General features: G+C 70.4%; 14 protein-coding genes and 3 tRNA genes. 9 read left to right on the top strand and 8 right to left on the bottom strand.

The window, feature by feature from the left end; translation table 11 throughout:
• Positions 1-217: 217 nt before the first annotated feature.
• Positions 218-1750, bottom strand: coding sequence for an MFS transporter (locus ACFWA7_RS22565; protein ID WP_385824794.1), 1533 nt, complete (start codon positions 1748-1750; stop codon positions 218-220).
• Positions 1751-1878: 128 nt separating this feature from the next.
• Here ACFWA7_RS22565 and ACFWA7_RS22560 point away from each other — a divergent pair, with 128 nt between their 5' ends.
• The 4 genes from ACFWA7_RS22560 (at position 1879) to purM (ending at position 6438) form a co-directional block, all read left to right on the top strand.
• Positions 1879-2541, top strand: a complete 663-nt coding sequence (locus ACFWA7_RS22560) for a TetR/AcrR family transcriptional regulator (protein ID WP_385545388.1) — start codon at positions 1879-1881, stop codon at positions 2539-2541.
• 226 nt (positions 2542-2767) lie between these two features.
• Positions 2768-3559 (top strand): sterol carrier family protein, encoded by a 792-nt coding sequence (locus tag ACFWA7_RS22555; RefSeq protein WP_385545385.1) that lies wholly within the window; start codon positions 2768-2770, stop codon positions 3557-3559.
• A 241-nt stretch (positions 3560-3800) separates the two neighbouring features.
• Entirely contained in the window at positions 3801-5327 is a 1527-nt protein-coding gene (gene purF, locus ACFWA7_RS22550; protein ID WP_385545382.1) for an amidophosphoribosyltransferase, read from the top strand.
• A 43-nt stretch (positions 5328-5370) separates the two neighbouring features.
• Positions 5371-6438 (top strand): phosphoribosylformylglycinamidine cyclo-ligase, encoded by a 1068-nt coding sequence (gene purM, locus ACFWA7_RS22545; RefSeq protein ID WP_385545380.1) that lies wholly within the window; start codon positions 5371-5373, stop codon positions 6436-6438.
• A 123-nt stretch (positions 6439-6561) separates the two neighbouring features.
• On the opposite strand, the gene ACFWA7_RS22540 is transcribed toward purM, so the two are convergent.
• Positions 6562-6825, bottom strand: coding sequence for a DUF3073 domain-containing protein (locus tag ACFWA7_RS22540; protein WP_385545377.1), 264 nt, complete (start codon positions 6823-6825; stop codon positions 6562-6564).
• 281 nt (positions 6826-7106) lie between these two features.
• On the bottom strand, positions 7107-8210 hold the full coding sequence (locus ACFWA7_RS22535) for a Leu/Phe/Val dehydrogenase (protein ID WP_385824792.1): 1104 nt from the start codon (positions 8208-8210) through the stop codon (positions 7107-7109).
• A 176-nt stretch (positions 8211-8386) separates the two neighbouring features.
• On the opposite strand from ACFWA7_RS22535, the gene ACFWA7_RS22530 reads away from it, so the two are divergent.
• Both ACFWA7_RS22530 and bldC read left to right on the top strand, forming a co-directional pair.
• The gene (locus ACFWA7_RS22530) at positions 8387-9229 is read left to right on the top strand and encodes a hypothetical protein (RefSeq protein ID WP_385824790.1); all 843 of its coding nucleotides are present in this window, start codon (positions 8387-8389) and stop codon (positions 9227-9229) included.
• A 542-nt stretch (positions 9230-9771) separates the two neighbouring features.
• On the top strand, positions 9772-9978 hold the full coding sequence (gene bldC / locus ACFWA7_RS22525) for a developmental transcriptional regulator BldC (RefSeq protein WP_003949541.1): 207 nt from the start codon (positions 9772-9774) through the stop codon (positions 9976-9978).
• A gap of 362 nt (positions 9979-10340) precedes the next feature.
• On the opposite strand, the gene ACFWA7_RS22520 is transcribed toward bldC, so the two are convergent.
• From ACFWA7_RS22520 to hrpA, 3 genes are all read right to left on the bottom strand, one after another.
• Positions 10341-10589, bottom strand: a complete 249-nt coding sequence (locus ACFWA7_RS22520) for a DUF6274 family protein (protein ID WP_385545369.1) — start codon at positions 10587-10589, stop codon at positions 10341-10343.
• 242 nt (positions 10590-10831) lie between these two features.
• Positions 10832-10906, bottom strand: a tRNA-Asp gene (locus tag ACFWA7_RS22515).
• A gap of 93 nt (positions 10907-10999) precedes the next feature.
• Positions 11000-14920 (bottom strand): ATP-dependent RNA helicase HrpA, encoded by a 3921-nt coding sequence (hrpA, locus tag ACFWA7_RS22510; protein ID WP_385545366.1) that lies wholly within the window; start codon positions 14918-14920, stop codon positions 11000-11002.
• A gap of 103 nt (positions 14921-15023) precedes the next feature.
• Between hrpA and ACFWA7_RS22505 the strand changes: the two genes are divergently transcribed.
• The 3 genes from ACFWA7_RS22505 (at position 15024) to ACFWA7_RS22495 (ending at position 17066) form a co-directional block, all read left to right on the top strand.
• Complete coding sequence (locus ACFWA7_RS22505) at positions 15024-15389, top strand: hypothetical protein (RefSeq protein ID WP_385545363.1); 366 nt, start codon at positions 15024-15026, stop codon at positions 15387-15389.
• Between the two features lie 79 nt (positions 15390-15468).
• Positions 15469-16236 (top strand): DsbA family protein, encoded by a 768-nt coding sequence (locus tag ACFWA7_RS22500; protein ID WP_385545361.1) that lies wholly within the window; start codon positions 15469-15471, stop codon positions 16234-16236.
• Positions 16233-17066, top strand: coding sequence for a cytochrome c biogenesis CcdA family protein (locus tag ACFWA7_RS22495; protein ID WP_385545358.1), 834 nt, complete (start codon positions 16233-16235; stop codon positions 17064-17066). Before ACFWA7_RS22500 ends, ACFWA7_RS22495 begins: the two co-directional genes overlap by 4 nt.
• A 44-nt stretch (positions 17067-17110) precedes the next feature.
• Here ACFWA7_RS22495 and ACFWA7_RS22490 read toward each other — a convergent pair.
• Both ACFWA7_RS22490 and ACFWA7_RS22485 read right to left on the bottom strand, forming a co-directional pair.
• Positions 17111-17184, bottom strand: a tRNA-Phe gene (locus ACFWA7_RS22490).
• A gap of 24 nt (positions 17185-17208) precedes the next feature.
• A tRNA-Asp gene (locus ACFWA7_RS22485) sits at positions 17209-17283 on the bottom strand.
• Between the last annotated feature and the right edge of the window lie 9 nt (positions 17284-17292).

Genomic DNA, 17292 nt, shown 5'->3' with positions numbered 1-17292 from the left:
CCCCCGGACCCCCCGTTTGCCCGCGGGCCGTGCGTGCCCGCTCGCGCGATTCCCGCGCCCCCAGGTACTCAGGGGCGCGGGGAACCGCGCGCTCAGCCGACGATGGCTCGCAGACGAACCACCGCGTAACCAGGCACGTCAGGGGCGCGGGGAACCGCGCGACCAGCCCACGACGGGCCGCGGACGAACAGGGGCCGGGGGCGAACCCCCCCGGGGCTCAAACTGCCGCGCGCGGCAAGCGGGTTGCCAAGTACGCGGCCGCCGCCATCAGCACCGCCCCCGCCACGAACACCACATCCATCCCCGTCGTGAGCGCATGAACCCCCGACGCGTGCGACGGACCGTGCAGCGTGCGCAGCGCGCTCGTCGAGCCGCCCGGCCCCTTCGACTCGTACACCCGGCTCAGGATCGTGCCGAACACCGCCGCCCCCAGCGCGTTGCCCAGCGTCTGGAAGAACCGGACCCCCGTCGTCGCGACACCCAGCTGACGGGCCGGGGCCGCGGCCTGCACGATATGGATCAGCTGGCCGATCAGCAGGCCGAACCCCATGCCCATCAGGAGCAGTTCGGCCCGGATCTGCCACAGGTTCGTGGCCACCCGCGTCGTGGCCAGCAGGCCCAGCGCCGCCGTCGCCGCGACCGTACCCGTCAGCACGAACGTCTTCTGCGACCAGCCGCGCGCCCCCAGCCGCTCCGAGCCGAGCCCGACGGCGGTCATCCCGATGGCCATCGGGATCAGATACAGGCCCGCCGAGGTGGCCTCGATGCCCCGGACGACCTGGAGGTAGATCATCACGTAGACCAGGGTGCCCATCATGGCCGCGCCGACCAGCCCCTGGATGGCGAAGCCGAGGCGGACCGCCGGGACCTTGAACATGGACAGCGGCAGGATCGGTTCGGCGGCGGTCGTCTGGCGGCGCAGGAACAGCGCCAGCGAGGCCACGCCGGTGACCGCGAGCCCGATGATCACCGGCGACGACCAGGCGTAGTCCTTGCCGCCCCACTCCGTCACCAGCAGCAGCGAGACCGAGAAGGCCGCGGCGAGCGCCGCGCCGGGGTAGTCGATGCGGTGGCGTACGGGAGCGACCGGCAGCCGCAGGACGACCACCGCCGCGGCGAGCACGGCGAGGCCGACCGGCAGGTTCACGTAGAAGATCCAGCGCCAGCTCGCGTGGTCGGCGAGTGTGCCGCCGACCCACGGGCCGAGCGCCATCCCGGCCCCGGCGACGATTCCGCCGATGCTGCCGCCCTTGCCCCGGCCGCCCCCGCCGTCCCCGTCCCCGGGGCCCTTCAGCTGGGCGATCACCACCATCGTCACGCTCATCAGGCCGCCACCGCCGATGCCCTGCACGGCCCGCGCCGCGATCAGTTCGCCCATGGACTGAGCGGCCCCGCACAGCGCCGAGCCGGCCAGGAACGTGGCGATCGCGCCCACGAAGACCTTCTTGGCGCCGATCGTGTCGCACAGCTTCCCGTACAGCGGCAGCACCGCCGCCGAGGCGAGCGCGAACGAGCTGATCAGCCACGGGATCTTGTCGACGCCGTGGACCGGGTCGAGGTCGCGGACGATCGGGACGGTCGCGGCCGACACGATGTTCGTGTCGAGGACCGCGAGCAGGATCGTCACCAGGCAGACGGCGAAGCCGATCCTGACCTGGCCCGCGGACATGACCGGGGCCGGACGCGCCCCCTCCTCGGCGCTCGTCGGCCGCGCCGTTTTCGGCATGGGTGTGCTCAGGGTCCTGGGCATGGTGGATTCCCCCTCCGGTGCGGCAGTCGGGGCCGCTCGCCGTAGTCGTGGGCACCACCCTGACCCACATTCTGTACTGAGTCAACTTTTCATCCTGGACTAAAATTCATCCTGGTACAGTGGCGGCCATGGCGGAGTACGTGCAGAAGGCCGCACCGGCCCATATGGGCCTGCGGGAACGCAAGAAGTGGCAGACCCGGCGCAGGCTCATGGCCGCCGCCCTCGACCTCTTCGCCCAGCGCGGCTACGACAAGGTCTCGGTCGCCGAGATCGCCGAGGCGGCGGACGTCTCGAAGATGACCGTCTTCAACCACTTCGACTCGAAAGAGGACCTGGCGCTCCGGCCGATGGAGGAGCACAGCGACGACGTGGTCCGCGCCGTCCGTGAGCGCCCGGCGGGCGAGTCCGCCGTCGCCGCCGTGCGCGCCCACTACCTGGCGGCCGTCGAGGCCCGCGACGCGTCCATCGGCCTCAGCGACGACCCGCTGGTGCTCCAGCTGCTGCGGCTCATCATGGAGACCCCGGTGCTGCTGAACCGCGCCCGCACCGCCCTCGTACGCAGCTCCGACCTGGTCGCCGAGGCGCTGGGCGAGGAGACCGGGGACCGGGTGCTCGCCCGGGTCGCGGCGGCCCAGCTGATGGGCACGCGCGCGACGCTGGTCAGCGAGAACCACCGCCGCCTGCTGCTCGGCGACCCGGCGGAGGACATCGCCCCGGACGCCGTCCGCCTGGCCGACCGCGCCTTCGACCTGGTCGAATTCGGCCTCGGCGACTTCGCGACGAAGGGGTAGCGCTTCGCTGGCTCAGTCGGGTTTTCGGCCGCGGACCGTGCTGGGTCGCTCGCTCCCCCAAGTTCTCGGCTTCGCTCGAACAGGGGGGACCCCCATCGCGGCGGAGCCGCAAAATGTCAGGGCCCCGCGCCCCTAACTGCCTAGGGGCGCGGGGAACTGCGCGCTCAGCCCCCACCGGGCCGCAGCCGAACCTGTAAGCCCCAAGCCACCGCATAGGCTCGCGATCATGCCTCCCGCCAAGAAGCGCACACGCAGCTACGACCCGGTGAAGACCCGCGCCGCCGTCCTCGCCCAGTTCGCGCACGTACGGGAAGCGGTGGCGCGTCTCGCGCCCGACGTGCTGGAGCGGCCGACCCGGCTGGTGGGCTGGACCGTGCACGACCTCGCCGCGCATCTGGCGCGGGCCGTGGACGTGGTCGCCCGGAACCTGGCCGAGCCGGCGCCCGCCCCCGGCCGCCCGGACGTCACCCTGCCGGACTGGCCGTTCGCCACTGCCGCGGCCGCCGCCCGCACCCCGGACGGCGAGGGCGCCCCGGACCTCGCCTCCCTCTACGCCGACGTGGCCGCCCGCACCGGGCAGCTGCTCCCGGGCGCCGAGGACACCCGGCTCGTCAGGACGGCCCTCGGCACCATGACCCTCGCCGACCACCTGGTCACGCGCACGGTCGAGCTCTGCGTCCACACCGACGACCTGAACGACGCCGTGCCCGGCCTGGACATCCCGTACGACCGCCAGGCGCTCGCCGCCTGCACCCGGCTGCTCGCCGACGCGCTCGCGGTGAAGGCGCCGGGCGGCTCGGTCGAGGTGCGCGTCCCGCCGTACGCGGTGGTGCAGTGCGTCGAGGGCCCGAAGCACACCCGGGGCACGCCCCCGAACGTCGTGGAGACCGACCCGCTCACCTGGATGCGGCTCGCCGCCGGGCGCAGGGCGTGGGCGGACGAGCTGGACGGGGGGCGGGTTGCGGCGAGCGGGGAGCGGGCGGACCTCTCCGCACTCCTGCCGGTGCTTTCCCGCTGAGGAATGCGGCCCGGCCGAGGTGGTCATATGGCTACGGCAGGTGACTACCGGCCGGGCCCCCGCCGGGGCTCGCGCGACCTCCGTCACATTTCCCGACCGGCCCCTTCACCGGCCTTTTCCCGCCAGGGCGGGAAAAGGCCTGCTCCACCCCGTCCGGCAGATGCCACAAACCGCCCACCACCCCCACCTTGTCCGTATCCCCAATTCGGACCAGTGGTCGATCTCGCCTACACTCGGTGGCGTGCCACGTGGTGACGGTCGACTCAATCATGATCTGCTCCCCGGCGAGAAAGGCCCCCAGGACGCTTGCGGCGTCTTCGGCGTCTGGGCTCCGGGTGAAGAGGTCGCCAAGCTCACTTACTTCGGGCTTTACGCCCTCCAGCATCGGGGCCAGGAATCCGCGGGTATCGCGGTGAGCAACGGCTCCCAGATCCTCGTCTTCAAGGACATGGGGCTTGTTTCCCAGGTCTTCGACGAGACCTCTCTCGGTTCGCTCCAAGGTCATATCGCGGTCGGTCACGCCCGCTACTCGACCACCGGTGCCTCCGTGTGGGAGAACGCGCAGCCGACGTTCCGGGCAACCGCCCACGGCTCGATCGCGCTCGGCCACAACGGCAACCTGGTGAACACCGCCCAGCTGGCGGAGATGGTCGCCGGCCTGCCGAAGGAGAACGGTCGCGCGACCCAGGTCGCCGCCACCAACGACACCGATCTCGTCACCGCCCTGCTCGCGGGGCAGACCGACGACGACGGCAAGCCGCTCACCGTCGAGGAAGCGGCCGCCAAGGTCCTTCCGCAGGTGCAGGGCGCGTTCTCGCTGGTCTTCATGGACGAGCAGACGCTCTACTGCGCCCGTGACCCGCAGGGCATCCGCCCGCTGGTCATCGGCCGGCTGGAGCGCGGCTGGGTGGTCGCCTCCGAGACCGCCGCCCTCGACATCTGCGGCGCCAGCTTTGTGCGCGAGATCGAGCCGGGCGAGCTCGTCGCCATCGACGAGAACGGTCTCCGGACCTCTCGATTTGCGGAAGCGAAGCCCAAGGGCTGTGTCTTCGAGTACGTCTACCTGGCGCGTCCCGACACCGACATCGCCGGGCGGAACGTCTACCTCTCCCGTGTGGAGATGGGACGGAAACTCGCCAAGGAAGCGCCTGTCGACGCCGACCTGGTGATAGCGACTCCCGAGTCCGGCACCCCCGCCGCCATCGGCTACGCGGAGGCCAGCGGCATTCCGTACGGCTCGGGCCTGGTCAAGAACGCCTATGTCGGGCGGACCTTCATCCAGCCCTCGCAGACCATCCGCCAGCTGGGTATCCGCCTCAAGCTGAACCCGCTGAAGGAAGTCATCCGGGGCAAGCGCCTGGTGGTCGTGGACGACTCGATCGTCCGCGGCAACACCCAGCGCGCGCTCGTGAAGATGCTCCGCGAGGCCGGGGCCGCCGAGGTCCACATCCGGATCTCGTCCCCGCCGGTCAAGTGGCCGTGCTTCTTCGGCATCGACTTCGCGACCCGCGCCGAGCTGATCGCCAACGGCATGACGATCGAGGAGATCGGCACCTCCCTGGGCGCCGACTCGCTCTCGTACATCTCGACGGACGCGATGATCGAGGCGACGACCATCCCCAAGGACAACCTCTGCCGCGCCTGCTTCGACGGGGTCTACCCGATGGAGCTCCCGGACCCCGAGCTGCTCGGCAAGCAGCTCCTGGAGACCGAGCTCGCGGCCGGCCCCGCCGCCACGGCCGCGGCCGACGCGCTGCGCCGCCCGTAGGCGCCCGCAAACCCTGCAGTACGACACGAAAGTTCTCACTGTCATGTCTGAGACCACTGGTGCCAGCTACGCAGCCGCGGGCGTCGACATCGAGGCGGGCGATCGCGCCGTCGAGCTGATGAAGGAGTGGGTGAAGAAGACCAAGCGCCCCGAGGTGCTCGGTGGCCTCGGCGGTTTCGCCGGGCTCTTCGACGCCTCCGCCCTCAAGCGCTACGAGCGCCCGCTGCTCGCCTCCGCGACCGACGGCGTCGGCACGAAGGTCGACCTCGCCCGCCGCCTCGGCGTGTACGACACGATCGGCCACGACCTCGTCGGCATGGTCGTCGACGACCTCGTGGTGTGCGGTGCCGAGCCGCTGTTCATGACCGACTACATCTGCGTCGGCAAGGTGCACCCCGAGCGGGTCGCCGCCATCGTGAAGGGCATCGCCGAGGGCTGTGTCCTCGCGGGCTGCGCGCTGGTCGGCGGCGAGACCGCCGAGCACCCGGGCCTGCTCGGCCCGGACGACTTCGACGTCGCCGGCGCCGGTACGGGCGTGGTGGAGTACGACCGGCTGCTCGGCGCGGATCGCATCCGTACGGGTGACGTCGTCATCGCCATGGCGTCGTCCGGACTTCACTCGAACGGGTACTCACTCGTCCGGCATGTGCTCTTCGACCGGGCGAAGATGTCGCTGGAGCAGCAGGTCGAGGAGTTCGGGCGGACCCTGGGCGAGGAGCTCCTGGAGCCGACCAAGATCTACTCGCTGGACTGCCTGGCCCTGACCCGTACGACCGAGGTACACGGTTTCAGCCATGTCACCGGCGGCGGTCTCGCCAACAACCTGGCCCGGGTCATCCCCGACCACCTGCACGCCACGGTCGACCGCTCGACCTGGGCGCCGGGCGCGGTCTTCGACCTGGTGGGCACGGCCGGCAAGGTCGAGCGGCTGGAGCTGGAGAAGACGCTGAACATGGGCGTCGGCATGATCGCGATCGTCCCCGAGGCATCGGTGGACGTGGCCCTGACGACCCTCGCGGACCGCGGTGTGGACTCCTGGGTCGCGGGTCGGATCACCGAGCGCGGCGAGCACGCCACGGGCGCCGAGCTGACTGGCACGTATTCAAAGTAGAAGCGCCGCCAAGCAAGCCACTACAGGCAGCACGAAACCCGGTCTGGGGCGAAGGCCCCGGACCGGGTCGTTGTGCTCAGAGCAGCAGAAGTGAAAGTTGCTGCGAAAGCGGGAACAGCGAAGTCAAGCGCCGCGGCGCTGCGACGACGGGCCGGACTCTTCGTCCTCGTCCTCGTCATCGGTGCCGTACAAATCCGCATAGCGGGCGTACGGGTCGTCATCCTCGTCGTCCTCCAGTGGCTCCGCGTTAGGCGGTTGGCTCACTGCCGGATTCGGAGTAGATGCGCCCAGCTCGTTGGCCAGACGCGACAGATCAGTCCCGCCGCTGCTGTACTTCAGCTGGCGGGCGACCTTGGTCTGCTTGGCCTTTGCCCGGCCGCGCCCCATGGCTCGACCCCCTCGGTGACGGGGCTCAACGGCCCCAGAGTCTTGACACGCGTTCATGAGTCGGAACGGGCTCTCCGTGGAGAGACCGTGTCCGTAGGGCTTCAACGGTACCTGCTTCCGCGGCCATACGGTACGCCGCCCGCATGACGTGCCACTTGGCAGAACCCGCAAGGAGCCCTTTCCTCGCTGGTCAACCGCGATTTTAACCCCTTCTTGGCCTCCGACCCGCCGACCGGCGTGAGTCTTCTCTCGCCGGTCGGCGGATCGGCTGCCCGGGGGCGTCAGGGCCGGCGCGCCTCGGCCATGCGCTGCTCGGCGATCCGGTCGGCCGCGGCGGCCGGCGGAATGCCGTCTTCCTTCGCACGTGCGAATATGGCCAGCGTGGTGTCGAAGATCTTCGCGGCCTTCGCCTTGCAGCGGTCGAAGTCGAAGCCGTGCAGCTCGTCGGCGACCTGGATCACGCCACCGGCGTTGACCACGTAGTCGGGCGCGTAGAGGATCGCGCGGTCCGCGAGGTCCTTCTCGACGCCCGGGTGCGCCAGCTGGTTGTTGGCCGCGCCGCACACGATCTTCGCGGTGAGGACCGGGACGCTCTCGTCGTTCAGGGCGCCGCCGAGCGCGCAGGGGGCGTAGATGTCCAGCCCCTCCACACGGATGAGCGCGTCCGTGTCGGCGACCGCGGTGACGCTGCCCGGGTGCTTGTCGAGGATCCGGCGTACCGATTCCTCACGCACATCGGTGATCACGACCTCGGCGCCGTCCGCCACCAGGTGCTCCACCAGGTAGTGGCCCACCTTGCCGACGCCCGCGACGCCGACCTTGCGGCCGCGCAGCGTCGGGTCGCCCCACAGGTGCTGGGCGCTGGCCCGCATGCCCTGGAAGACGCCGAAGGCGGTGAGCACGGAGGAGTCGCCCGCGCCGCCGTTCTCGGGGGAGCGGCCGGTCGTCCACCGGCACTCGCGCGCCACGACGTCCATGTCCGCCACATACGTGCCGACGTCGCACGCCGTCACGTAACGGCCGCCGAGCGAGGCCACCATCCGCCCGTAGGCGAGGAGCAGTTCGTCCGTCTTGGCCGTCTCCGGATCACCGATGATCACGGCCTTGCCGCCGCCGTGGTCGAGCCCGGCCATGGCGTTCTTGTAGGACATGCCGCGGGAGAGGTTGAGCGCGTCGGCGACGGCCTCGGCCTCGCTCGCGTAGGGGTAGAAGCGCGTTCCGCCGAGGGCCGGGCCCAGGGCGGTGGAGTGGATGGCGATGACGGCTTTGAGGCCCGAGGCGCGGTCCTGGCACAGCACGACTTGTTCATGGCCGCCCTGGTCCGAACGGAACAGGGTGTGCAGAACGTCTGCTGAGCTGACAGCGTCGCCGGTCACATCGGTCACGGTGGTGACTCCCAAGTACGAAGCGGCGTTTGGCGGCCCGCTTGTGGGTGGGGCGGGCCACGTCGCGGCCCGCCCGGGGCCGCGCTGGGAGCAGAGTAAGTCCTACGCGTCCGTAGATCAGGCGCAGTGCCGAGGATCACCCTCCGTCCCCGCGTGCGCGTGGGACGATGCGACGCATGGCGGTGGTGTCCTCGGTGATCGTCCCGTACGCGTCCTATCTGCGGGTGTACGAGCCGCTGGCGGCCTTCCCCGAACCGGAGCGCGCCCACTGGACCCGTTACGCGGAGCGCGGGCGTACCCCGGATGCCCAGGACGAACTCCGGCGCGCGCTGGCGGATCTGCTGCCGACCCCGCCGGTGGCGGTGCCGGTCCACGAGAGCGCGGACGCGTTCGTGGCCGAGGTCGACGGGGTGGTGTGCGTCTGCCCGTGGCGGACCCGGCTGCGCGGCTGGCAGGCCCTGGAGGGGCTGCCCGGCCAGTTCCCGGCGCCGGTGCTCGACGCGCTGCTGCCGCCGGTGGTGCGCCGGCAGGCCGCGGCGGACTACGAGCGGTGGCGGGAGAAGAACCCGGACGCCCGGCCGTGGATCCTGACAGCGGTCTGGCACATCCCTGTGAGCTGGTTCACGGTCTTTTCGGACGAAGAGAGGGAGTATGTCCGGGCGGAGAGCGGTGCGGCGCCCGTGCTGCGCTACCGCACCCCGATGGTCCAGGCCCGGCGCCGCCTCGCGTGGGCGCTCAGGACGCTGCGCGACCACATCGACGAGGGGCCTCTGACCGAGGAGCTCGTCGAGGTGGGGAGCTGGCTGGAGGAGTTCCATCCGCGCTCGCTGGTCGAGCTGGACTACGGGGGGCTGGTGCACGCCCTGCCGCAGGCGCGCCTGGAGGAGGACCGCTCGGCGGCCGACGTGGCCGAGGGGATCGCCGCACTGCGCGCCGGGGACGGCGCGGGGGCGGCCAGGGCGTACGAACGCTTCACGGAGCGCTGGCGGGCCGTCAGGGAGCGCCGGCTCGCGAACTGAGGGACCGTCGGACCGAGGGGGCGTCGGCACGGGCCGCGCGCTGACCCGTTCGGGTGAGCGTCTTCGTACGGTTGAGTGACCTTTCCGGCCGTGTGCTCGGGACGTAGGTCCTGATCCGGGCCTTTGCCTCAAGCGTGATGGACCGCACTTTCTGGGCCCTTGCGTCGATCCCCCACCCTCGTGCCAAAATAGGACAAGGAGTCCGGTGAGGGCTCCTTCCGTCCAACTGTGGGCGGATTGCTTGGTATTGCCTGCTATGGGGGGTCTGATGACTCCTGATCGCTCTGTGACTGATCGTCACTGTGGCGTGACTGTCCGCTATGGCATGGTCCATCGGCTTCCGTCGCTGATGAACACCTGGGAGGGCAATTCCATCGGTTTGGCCGACGTGGCTGGACGGATGGTGTAGTTGTAGTGCCGAGGACAAGCCGTTCGTCCTATAACCGACTCGGCTCGCGTCCGCCATTTCGGGCAACGCGGGTCAAGGTGCAGAATTTAGAGGAAAGAACCGAGAAGGTTCGGTTCTCCCGAGGAGGCCGCTCATGACCGCTCGCACCCCTGATGCCGAGCCGCTGCTGACCCCGGCTGAGGTTGCCACGATGTTCCGCGTGGACCCGAAGACGGTCACCCGCTGGGCGAAGGCGGGCAAGCTCACGTCCATCCGCACGCTGGGTGGACACCGCCGGTACCGCGAAGCAGAGGTCCGTGCGCTGCTTGCGGGTATTCCGCAGCAGCGTAGCGAGGCCTGAACAACACCCCGATAACGGGCATTCCGGGGCCCCCATCCCGGTCGCCCACCCCATAGCTCCACTGGCGACAGGCCTGCCCCAACGGGCTCACCGTCACATCGGCCGCGCTGGACTCCGCCGGGTCCAGCGCGGTCTTTTTTATGCCCCGATCCGGGACGGTCCGGGCCGTCTGGGGGTGCTTCGCGGGGCTTGCCGCAGACCCCTCCGGAGGTGGTGCAATTGCACATATTAAATTGGGAGGTTGTAGGTACGGTGTAAGTTCCCCGCTTCCCAAAACTTGTTCGGTGACTCCCGTCACACCCCCGCGACGGTCCTCTGGACAGAGCCTGCCACCGTCGGGGGCGCGGCCAACCCGCCATTGGTCACCGCTCGGCGGGACTTTCGTCCTCGGGCAGAGGCTCGGACAGTGCCTCGGGGCGCGGCTCGCGGCGCGGCTCGCGGAGCGGCTCAAGGAGTGCGAGGAGGGGTTCGGGCTCCGAGGGCTCCATGGCGAGCCGCAGGAGGCGCGAACAGACGGGGCAGTGCCGGGTGACATGCCGGTAGCCGCTCGCGGCCGACAGATGGGCGCGCAGCAGCGCCCGAGTCTCGTGCCTCACGGACGACGCCGTCATGCGCCACCTCCCGGGTGGGACCCGCTGCCTTCTCCCTGGGTACCGGGGGCAGATGACTCCGTCAAGACGGCCGGAAACGCCAAGTGGGCCCGGATCCATAAGGATCCGGGCCCACTCGGTACTGCGGCCCTGACGGGATCTGCTGTGTCTGATTCGCGGCTCCGCCGCGGGGCGCGGCCCCGGGAGGCCCCGAACAGCACCGGAGCCCGCATCCGGGAAGGATGCGGGCTCCGATTTCACTGCGGTCCTGACGGGATTTGAACCCGCGGCCTCCACCTTGACAGGGTGGCGAGCACTCCAAACTGCTCCACAGGACCAGGTTTCGCAGCCTGTGCTTGCTCCTTGGCTGCGAGAGAAACTGTACAGCAGGTCAGCTGGTCAGGTCGAACTCACTCAGGGAGAGGGGTCCGTCACGGCGCCGCCGCGTCGATCGCCTTCACGATCCGCTTGTCCGAGACGGGGAACGCGGTGCCCAGGGCGTGCGCGAAGTAGCTCACCCGCAGCTCCTCGATCATCCAGCGGATGTCCAGCACCTCCCGCGGCACCGGCCGCCCCTGGGGCATCTGCTCAAGGAGCCACGCGTACTCGTCCTGCATCTCGTGGACCTTCTCCATGCGCGTGGTGTCGCGCTGCACGGACGTCGGCATCTGCTGCAGGCGCCGGTCCACCGCCACCAGATAGCGCATCAGGTCCGGCAGCCGGCGCAGCCCCGTCGCGGTCACGAACCCGGCCGGCACCAGGGCCGCCAGCTGCTCCCGTACGTCCTGGAGGTTGTTGATCAGGACCAGGCTGTTCGTGGCCTTCAGACGGCGCTCACAGGCCTGCCAGGCGGCCAGGATCTGCTGGACCTGTCCGACGGTCCGTACGGTCGCGTCGACGAGGTCGGCGCGCACCTTGTCGTACAGCTTGCGGAACGACTCCTCGTCCCACGCCGGGCCCCCGTGGTCCGCGATCAGCTTGTCGGCGGCGGCCATCGCGCAGTCGTCGAAGAGCGCCTGGACCGAGCCGTGCGGATTGCGGGACAGGGCGAGCTTGTGCTGGTTCGTCAGCTTGTCCGAGGCGAACTTCGCCGGGTTCACCGGGATGTTCAGGAGGATCAGCTTCCGGGTGCCGCGCCACATCGCCTGCTGCTGCTCGGCCTCGGTGTCGAAGAGCCGTACGGAGACGGTCTCGCCGGAGTCGACCAGCGCCGGGTACGCCTTGACCGGCTGGCCCGCGCGCTTGGTCTCGAAGACCTTCGTCAGGGTGCCGATCGTCCAGTCGGTGAGGCCCGTGCGCTCGATGGACACGCCGCCCGAGGGAGCGGCCGCCGCGGCGGCCTGGGAGAGCGCCTGACGGGCCTTGGGGCGCAGCTGGAGCTTGAGCGCCTCCAGGTCCTTGTCCTCGGCCAGCTTGCGGCGCCGCTCGTCGACGATCCGGTACGTGATCTTCAGGTGGTCCGGGACGCGCGTCAGGTCGAAGTCGTCGGCCGTGACCGGGACCCCGACCATCCGCTGGAGCTCGCGCGCCAGCGTCACCGGCAGCGGCTCCTGCAACGGCACCGCACGCTCCAGGAACTTCGCCGCGAAGTTCGGCGCGGGCACGTAGTGGCGGCGGATCGGCTTGGGCAGCGAGCGGATGAGCTCGGTGACGACCTCCTCGCGCAGGCCCGGGATCTGCCAGTCGAAGCCCTCGTCCGTGACCTGGTTGAGGACCTGGAGGGGGATGTGGACGGTGACGCCGTCCGCGTCCGCGCCCGGCTCGAACTGGTAGGTGACCTTGAACTTCAGTCGGTCCTGGCGCCAGTTGTCCGGATAGTCGTCCTTGGTGACGGCTAGCGCCGACTCCCGGATGAGCATCTCCCGCTCGAAGTCCAGGAACTCCGGCTCGTCGTGCCGCTTGTGCTTCCACCAGGAGTCGAAGTGGGCGCCGGAGACGACGTGTTCGGGCACCCGCTGGTCGTAGAAGTCGAAGAGCGTCTCGTCGTCGACCAGGATGTCGCGGCGCCGCGCCCGGTGCTCCAGCTCCTCGACCTCGGTCAGGAGCTTGCGGTTGTCGGCGAAGAACTTGTGGTGGGTGCGCCAGTCGCCCTCGACCAGCGCGTTGCGGATGAACAGCTCGCGCGAGGCCTCCGCGTCGATGCGGCCGTAGTTCACCTTGCGGTTGGCGACGATCGGCACGCCGTACAGCGTGACCCTCTCGTACGCCATCACCGCGGCCTGGTCCTTCTCCCAGTGCGGCTCGCTGTAGGTGCGCTTGACCAGGTGCTGGGCGAGCGGCTCGATCCACTCTGGCTCGACCTTCGCGTTGACCCGAGCCCACAGGCGGGAGGTCTCCACGAGCTCGGCCGACATGAGGACCTTGGGCTGCTTCTTGAAGAGCGCGGACCCCGGGAAGATCGCGAACTTGGCGCCGCGGGCGCCCAGGTACTCGTTCTTGTCGGTGTCCTTGAGCCCGATGTGCGAGAGCAGACCCGCCAGGAGCGAGGTGTGCACCGACTGCTCGGGGGCGTCCTCCTCGTTGAGGTGGATGCCCATGGTCTTGGCGACCGTCCGCAGCTGGGAGTAGATGTCCTGCCACTCGCGGATGCGCAGGAAGTTCAGGTACTCCTGCTTGCACATCCGGCGGAAGCTGGAGGAGCCGCGCTCCTTCTGCTGCTCGCGCACGTACCGCCACAGGTTGAGGAAGGCGAGGAAGTCGCTGGTCTCGTCCTTGAAGCGGGCGTGCTGCTGGTCGGCCTGCGTCTGCTTGTCGGACGGCCGCTCGCGCGGGTCCTGGATGGAGAGCGCGGCCGCGATGACCATGACCTCACGGACACAGCCGTTCTTGTCGGCCTCCAGGACCATCCGGGCGAGCCGCGGGTCGACCGGCAGCTGCGCGAGCTTGCGGCCCATCGGGGTCAGCCGCTTGCGGGGGTCCTTCTCCGCCGGGTCCAGCGCGTGCAGCTCCTGGAGGAGCTGGACGCCGTCGCGGATGTTGCGGTGGTCCGGCGGGTCGATGAAGGGGAACTTCTCGATCTCGCCGAGCCCGGCGGCGGTCATCTGGAGGATGACGGAGGCCAGGTTGGTACGGAGGATCTCCGCGTCGGTGAACTCCGGCCGGGAGAGGAAGTCGTCCTCGGAGTAGAGCCGGATGCAGACGCCGTCGCTGGTACGGCCGCAGCGGCCCTTGCGCTGGTTGGCGCTGGCCTGCGAGACCGCCTCGATGGGCAGCCGCTGCACCTTGGTGCGGTGGCTGTAGCGGGAGATACGGGCGGTGCCCGGGTCGATCACGTACTTGATGCCCGGGACGGTCAGGGAGGTCTCGGCGACGTTGGTCGCGAGAACGATCCTGCGACCGGTGTGCTGCTGGAAGACGCGGTGCTGCTCGGCGTGGCTCAGGCGCGCGTACAGCGGCAGAACCTCGGTGGACCGCAGGTTCTTCTTGTTGAGCGCGTCCGCCGTGTCACGGATCTCGCGCTCGCCGGAGAGGAAGACCAGGATGTCGCCGGGGCCCTCGGACTGGAGCTCGTCGACGGCGTCGCAGATCGCGGTGATCTGGTCGCGGTCCGAGTCGTCCGAGTCCTCTTCGAGGAGCGGGCGGTAGCGCACCTCGACGGGGTACGTACGCCCGCTGACCTCGACGACCGGCGCCTCCCCGAAGTGGCGCGAGAAGCGCTGGGGGTCGATGGTCGCCGAGGTGATGACGACCTTCAGGTCGGGGCGCCTGGGCAGCAGCTGGGCCAGATAGCCCAGCAGGAAGTCGATGTTGAGGGACCGCTCGTGGGCCTCGTCGATGATGATCGTGTCGTACGCGCGCAGCTCGCGGTCCGTCTGGATCTCCGCGAGCAGGATGCCGTCCGTCATCAGCTTGACGAAGGTCGCGTCCTGGTCGACCTGGTCGGTGAACCGGACCTTCCAGCCGACCGCCTCGCCGAGCGGGGTCTTCAGCTCGTCCGCGATGCGGTCCGCGACCGTACGGGCGGCGATCCGGCGGGGCTGGGTGTGCCCGATCATGCCGCGCACGCCCCGGCCCAGCTCCATACAGATCTTGGGGATCTGGGTGGTCTTGCCGGAGCCGGTCTCACCCGCGACGATCACGACCTGGTGGTCCCGTATCGCCTCCAGGATCGTGTCCTTCTTCTGGCTGACCGGGAGCTGCTCCGGGTACGTGATCCCGGGCATGCGGGAGGCCCGCCGGGCGACGCGCTCGGCGGACTTCGCGGCGTCGGCGGCGATCTCGTCGAGCACGGCCTGCCGGGCCTCGGGCTTCTTGATGCGGCGGGCGCCTTCGAGACGGCGGCCGAGCCGATGGGCGTCACGCAGCGAGATCTCGGCCAGCAGGGTCTGGAGATCGGCAAAGGAAGTAGACATACCTGGTTCAGGATCTCACCCGCCGACGACGAGTGGCGAACGCATTTCGGGTGCCGTCACCGGCCTGGCGCGCGGCCACCGGCCACCCCGTACCATTTCGGGCATGCCCCGCACCCACGCCCCGCACCGCCGCCTCGCGGCCGTGCTGCTGATGGTGCTCGGGGTGGTGACGGTGCTGCTGTGCGGTCCGTCCCCGGCGGCGGCCGCCCCGGGCGGGGCGCCGCGTACGCAGGTGTCCGCCCCGGTCGACGGCTCGCCCGGCTGCAAGCAGGGCGGCAAGCAGGACAAGGGCGGCGATCCGGCCGCGCCGGTGCGGGCCCGTACCGCGTACGACCAGGCCCCCGCGCTCGGCGGGCGGACCGTCCCGGCGGGACCCGTCGCCCAGGACGCCCACCACCGCGCCCCACCGGCCCGCGGCCCGACGCCTGCCGCGCCCACACCCGTCGAACTCTCCGTACTGAGGGTCTAGGCGGCCGGTCATTCACGACCGGCCGTCCCTTTCCCTTTTCCCGCCGCATCCCTGCCGCGGTACGTACACGGAGACCCGTATGTCCAAGTCCAAGGGCACCCCTGCGCCCAAGTCCAAGAAGCCGTTTCTGATCGGTGCCGCCGTGGCCGTGGCCGTGGCCGTCCTCGGGGCCGCCTCCTACCAGGCGACGTCCTCCGGCCCGCAGAAGAGCGGCTCCGCCTCCTCCTCCGACGCCGCCGAGCCGCCCGCCGGCACCTTCCCCGAGCTGGAGAAGCTGGCCCGCCGCGACGGCAAGGACCCGCTCGCCCAGGGCCGCGCGGACGCGCCCGTCGTGATGATCGAGTACGCCGACTTCAAGTGCTCGTACTGCGGCAAGTTCGCCCGCGACACCGAGCCCGCGCTGGTGAAGAAGTACGTCGACGCCGGCACCCTGCGCATCGAATGGCGCAACATGCCGATCTTCGGCGCCGAGTCGGAGGCCGCGGCCCGCGCGGCCTGGGCGGCCGGGCGGCAGGGCCGGTTCTGGCAGTTCCACACGGCGGCGTACGCCCGGGGCTCCAAGGAGAAGGGCTTCGGCAAGGACCGGCTGCGGGCGCTGGCCGGGCAGGCGGGCGTGGCCGACCTCGACCGTTTCGTACGGGACGCGGACGGCGACGCGGCGAAGGCAGCGGTGAAGAAGGACCAGGACGAGGCGTACGCGCTGGGCGCGAGCTCGACGCCGTCGTTCGTGATCAACGGCCGCCCGCTGGCCGGCGCCCAGCCGCTGGCCACCTTCGCGCAGGCCGTCGACGAGGCGGCCGAGTACAAGGCCGCGCAGGCCGCCGGCCCGAAGGGGACCGGAAAGTGACCCCGGGCATCGGCTATCTGGCCGCGTTCCTGGGCGGTCTGCTCGCGCTGCTCAGCCCGTGCAGCGCGCTGCTGCTCCCGGCCTTCTTCGCGTACTCGATCGACTCCGCCTCCCGCCTCCTGGCCCGCACCGGCATCTTCTACGCGGGCCTGGCCACCACCCTGGTCCCGCTCGGCGCGGCGGGCTCGTACGCGGGCCGTCTCTTCTACGGCCACCGGGACCAGCTGGTCCTCTTCGGCGGCTGGCTGATCATCGCGCTCGGCGCCGCCCAGATCCTCGGCATGGGCTTCGCCAGCCGCCGTATGACCGAGCTGTCCGGCCGCATCCGCCCGACCACGGCCGCCTCGGTCTACGCGCTCGGCGCGGTCTACGGTCTGGCGGGCTTCTGCGCCGGGCCCATCCTGGGCAGCGTCCTGACGGTGGCGGCGGTCAGCGGCAGCCCGGCCTACGGCGGTCTGCTGCTCGCGGTGTACGCGCTGGGCATGGCGGCCCCGCTGTTCCTGCTGGCGCTGCTCTGGGAGCGCTTCGGACTCGGCCGCCGCCGCTGGCTGCGCGGCCGGGTGGTGCGGCTCGGCCGCTTCGAGCTGCACACCACCTCGCTGCTCTCGGGCCTGTTCTTCATCGTCCTGGGCGGTCTGTTCCTGGCGTACGACGGGGCCACGGGCCTGCCCGGGCTGCTCGACGTCGACGACTCGTACGCGGCCGAGCAGTGGGCCCGCTCGCTCGGCGACACCGTCCCGGACTGGGCGCTGCTGGTGGGCGTGGTGGCGGTGGCGGGGCTCGTCCTCGGCGTACGCGGACGGCGCGGCCGGGAGCGCGCGCCGGAGTGAGGAACGACGAAGGGCCCCGTCCGGTGGACGGGGCCCTTCTGTTGTGGCTGGGGCCGGGGTCGAACCGGCGACCTATCGCTTTTCAGGCGATCGCTCGTACCAACTGAGCTACCCAGCCACGCAGTTCACAAGTGAACCGCAGCGGTCCTGACGGGATTTGAACCCGCGGCCTCCACCTTGACAGGGTGGCGAGCACTCCAAACTGCTCCACAGGACCAAGCTATGT

This window comes from Streptomyces sp. NPDC059994 (genome assembly GCF_042737755.1).
In the GTDB taxonomy this organism is placed as follows: Bacteria; Actinomycetota; Actinomycetes; order Streptomycetales; family Streptomycetaceae; genus Streptomyces.
This window is presented reverse-complemented; position numbering and strand designations above follow the sequence as displayed.

What these genes read in the sequence shown, in the direction of transcription:
- ACFWA7_RS22565 (WP_385824794.1), bottom strand. Translation starts at nt 1,750, where the DNA reads ATGCCCAGGACCCTGAGCACACCCATGCCGAAAACGGCGCGGCCGACG.
- ACFWA7_RS22560 (WP_385545388.1), top strand. Translation starts at nt 1,879, where the DNA reads ATGGCGGAGTACGTGCAGAAGGCCGCACCGGCCCATATGGGCCTGCGG.
- ACFWA7_RS22555 (WP_385545385.1), top strand. Translation starts at nt 2,768, where the DNA reads ATGCCTCCCGCCAAGAAGCGCACACGCAGCTACGACCCGGTGAAGACC.
- purM (WP_385545380.1), top strand. Translation starts at nt 5,371, where the DNA reads ATGTCTGAGACCACTGGTGCCAGCTACGCAGCCGCGGGCGTCGACATC.
- ACFWA7_RS22540 (WP_385545377.1), bottom strand. Translation starts at nt 6,825, where the DNA reads ATGGGGCGCGGCCGGGCAAAGGCCAAGCAGACCAAGGTCGCCCGCCAG.
- ACFWA7_RS22530 (WP_385824790.1), top strand. Translation starts at nt 8,387, where the DNA reads ATGGCGGTGGTGTCCTCGGTGATCGTCCCGTACGCGTCCTATCTGCGG.
- bldC (WP_003949541.1), top strand. Translation starts at nt 9,772, where the DNA reads ATGACCGCTCGCACCCCTGATGCCGAGCCGCTGCTGACCCCGGCTGAG.
- ACFWA7_RS22520 (WP_385545369.1), bottom strand. Translation starts at nt 10,589, where the DNA reads ATGACGGCGTCGTCCGTGAGGCACGAGACTCGGGCGCTGCTGCGCGCC.
- hrpA (WP_385545366.1), bottom strand. Translation starts at nt 14,920, where the DNA reads ATGTCTACTTCCTTTGCCGATCTCCAGACCCTGCTGGCCGAGATCTCG.
- ACFWA7_RS22505 (WP_385545363.1), top strand. Translation starts at nt 15,024, where the DNA reads ATGCCCCGCACCCACGCCCCGCACCGCCGCCTCGCGGCCGTGCTGCTG.
- ACFWA7_RS22500 (WP_385545361.1), top strand. Translation starts at nt 15,469, where the DNA reads ATGTCCAAGTCCAAGGGCACCCCTGCGCCCAAGTCCAAGAAGCCGTTT.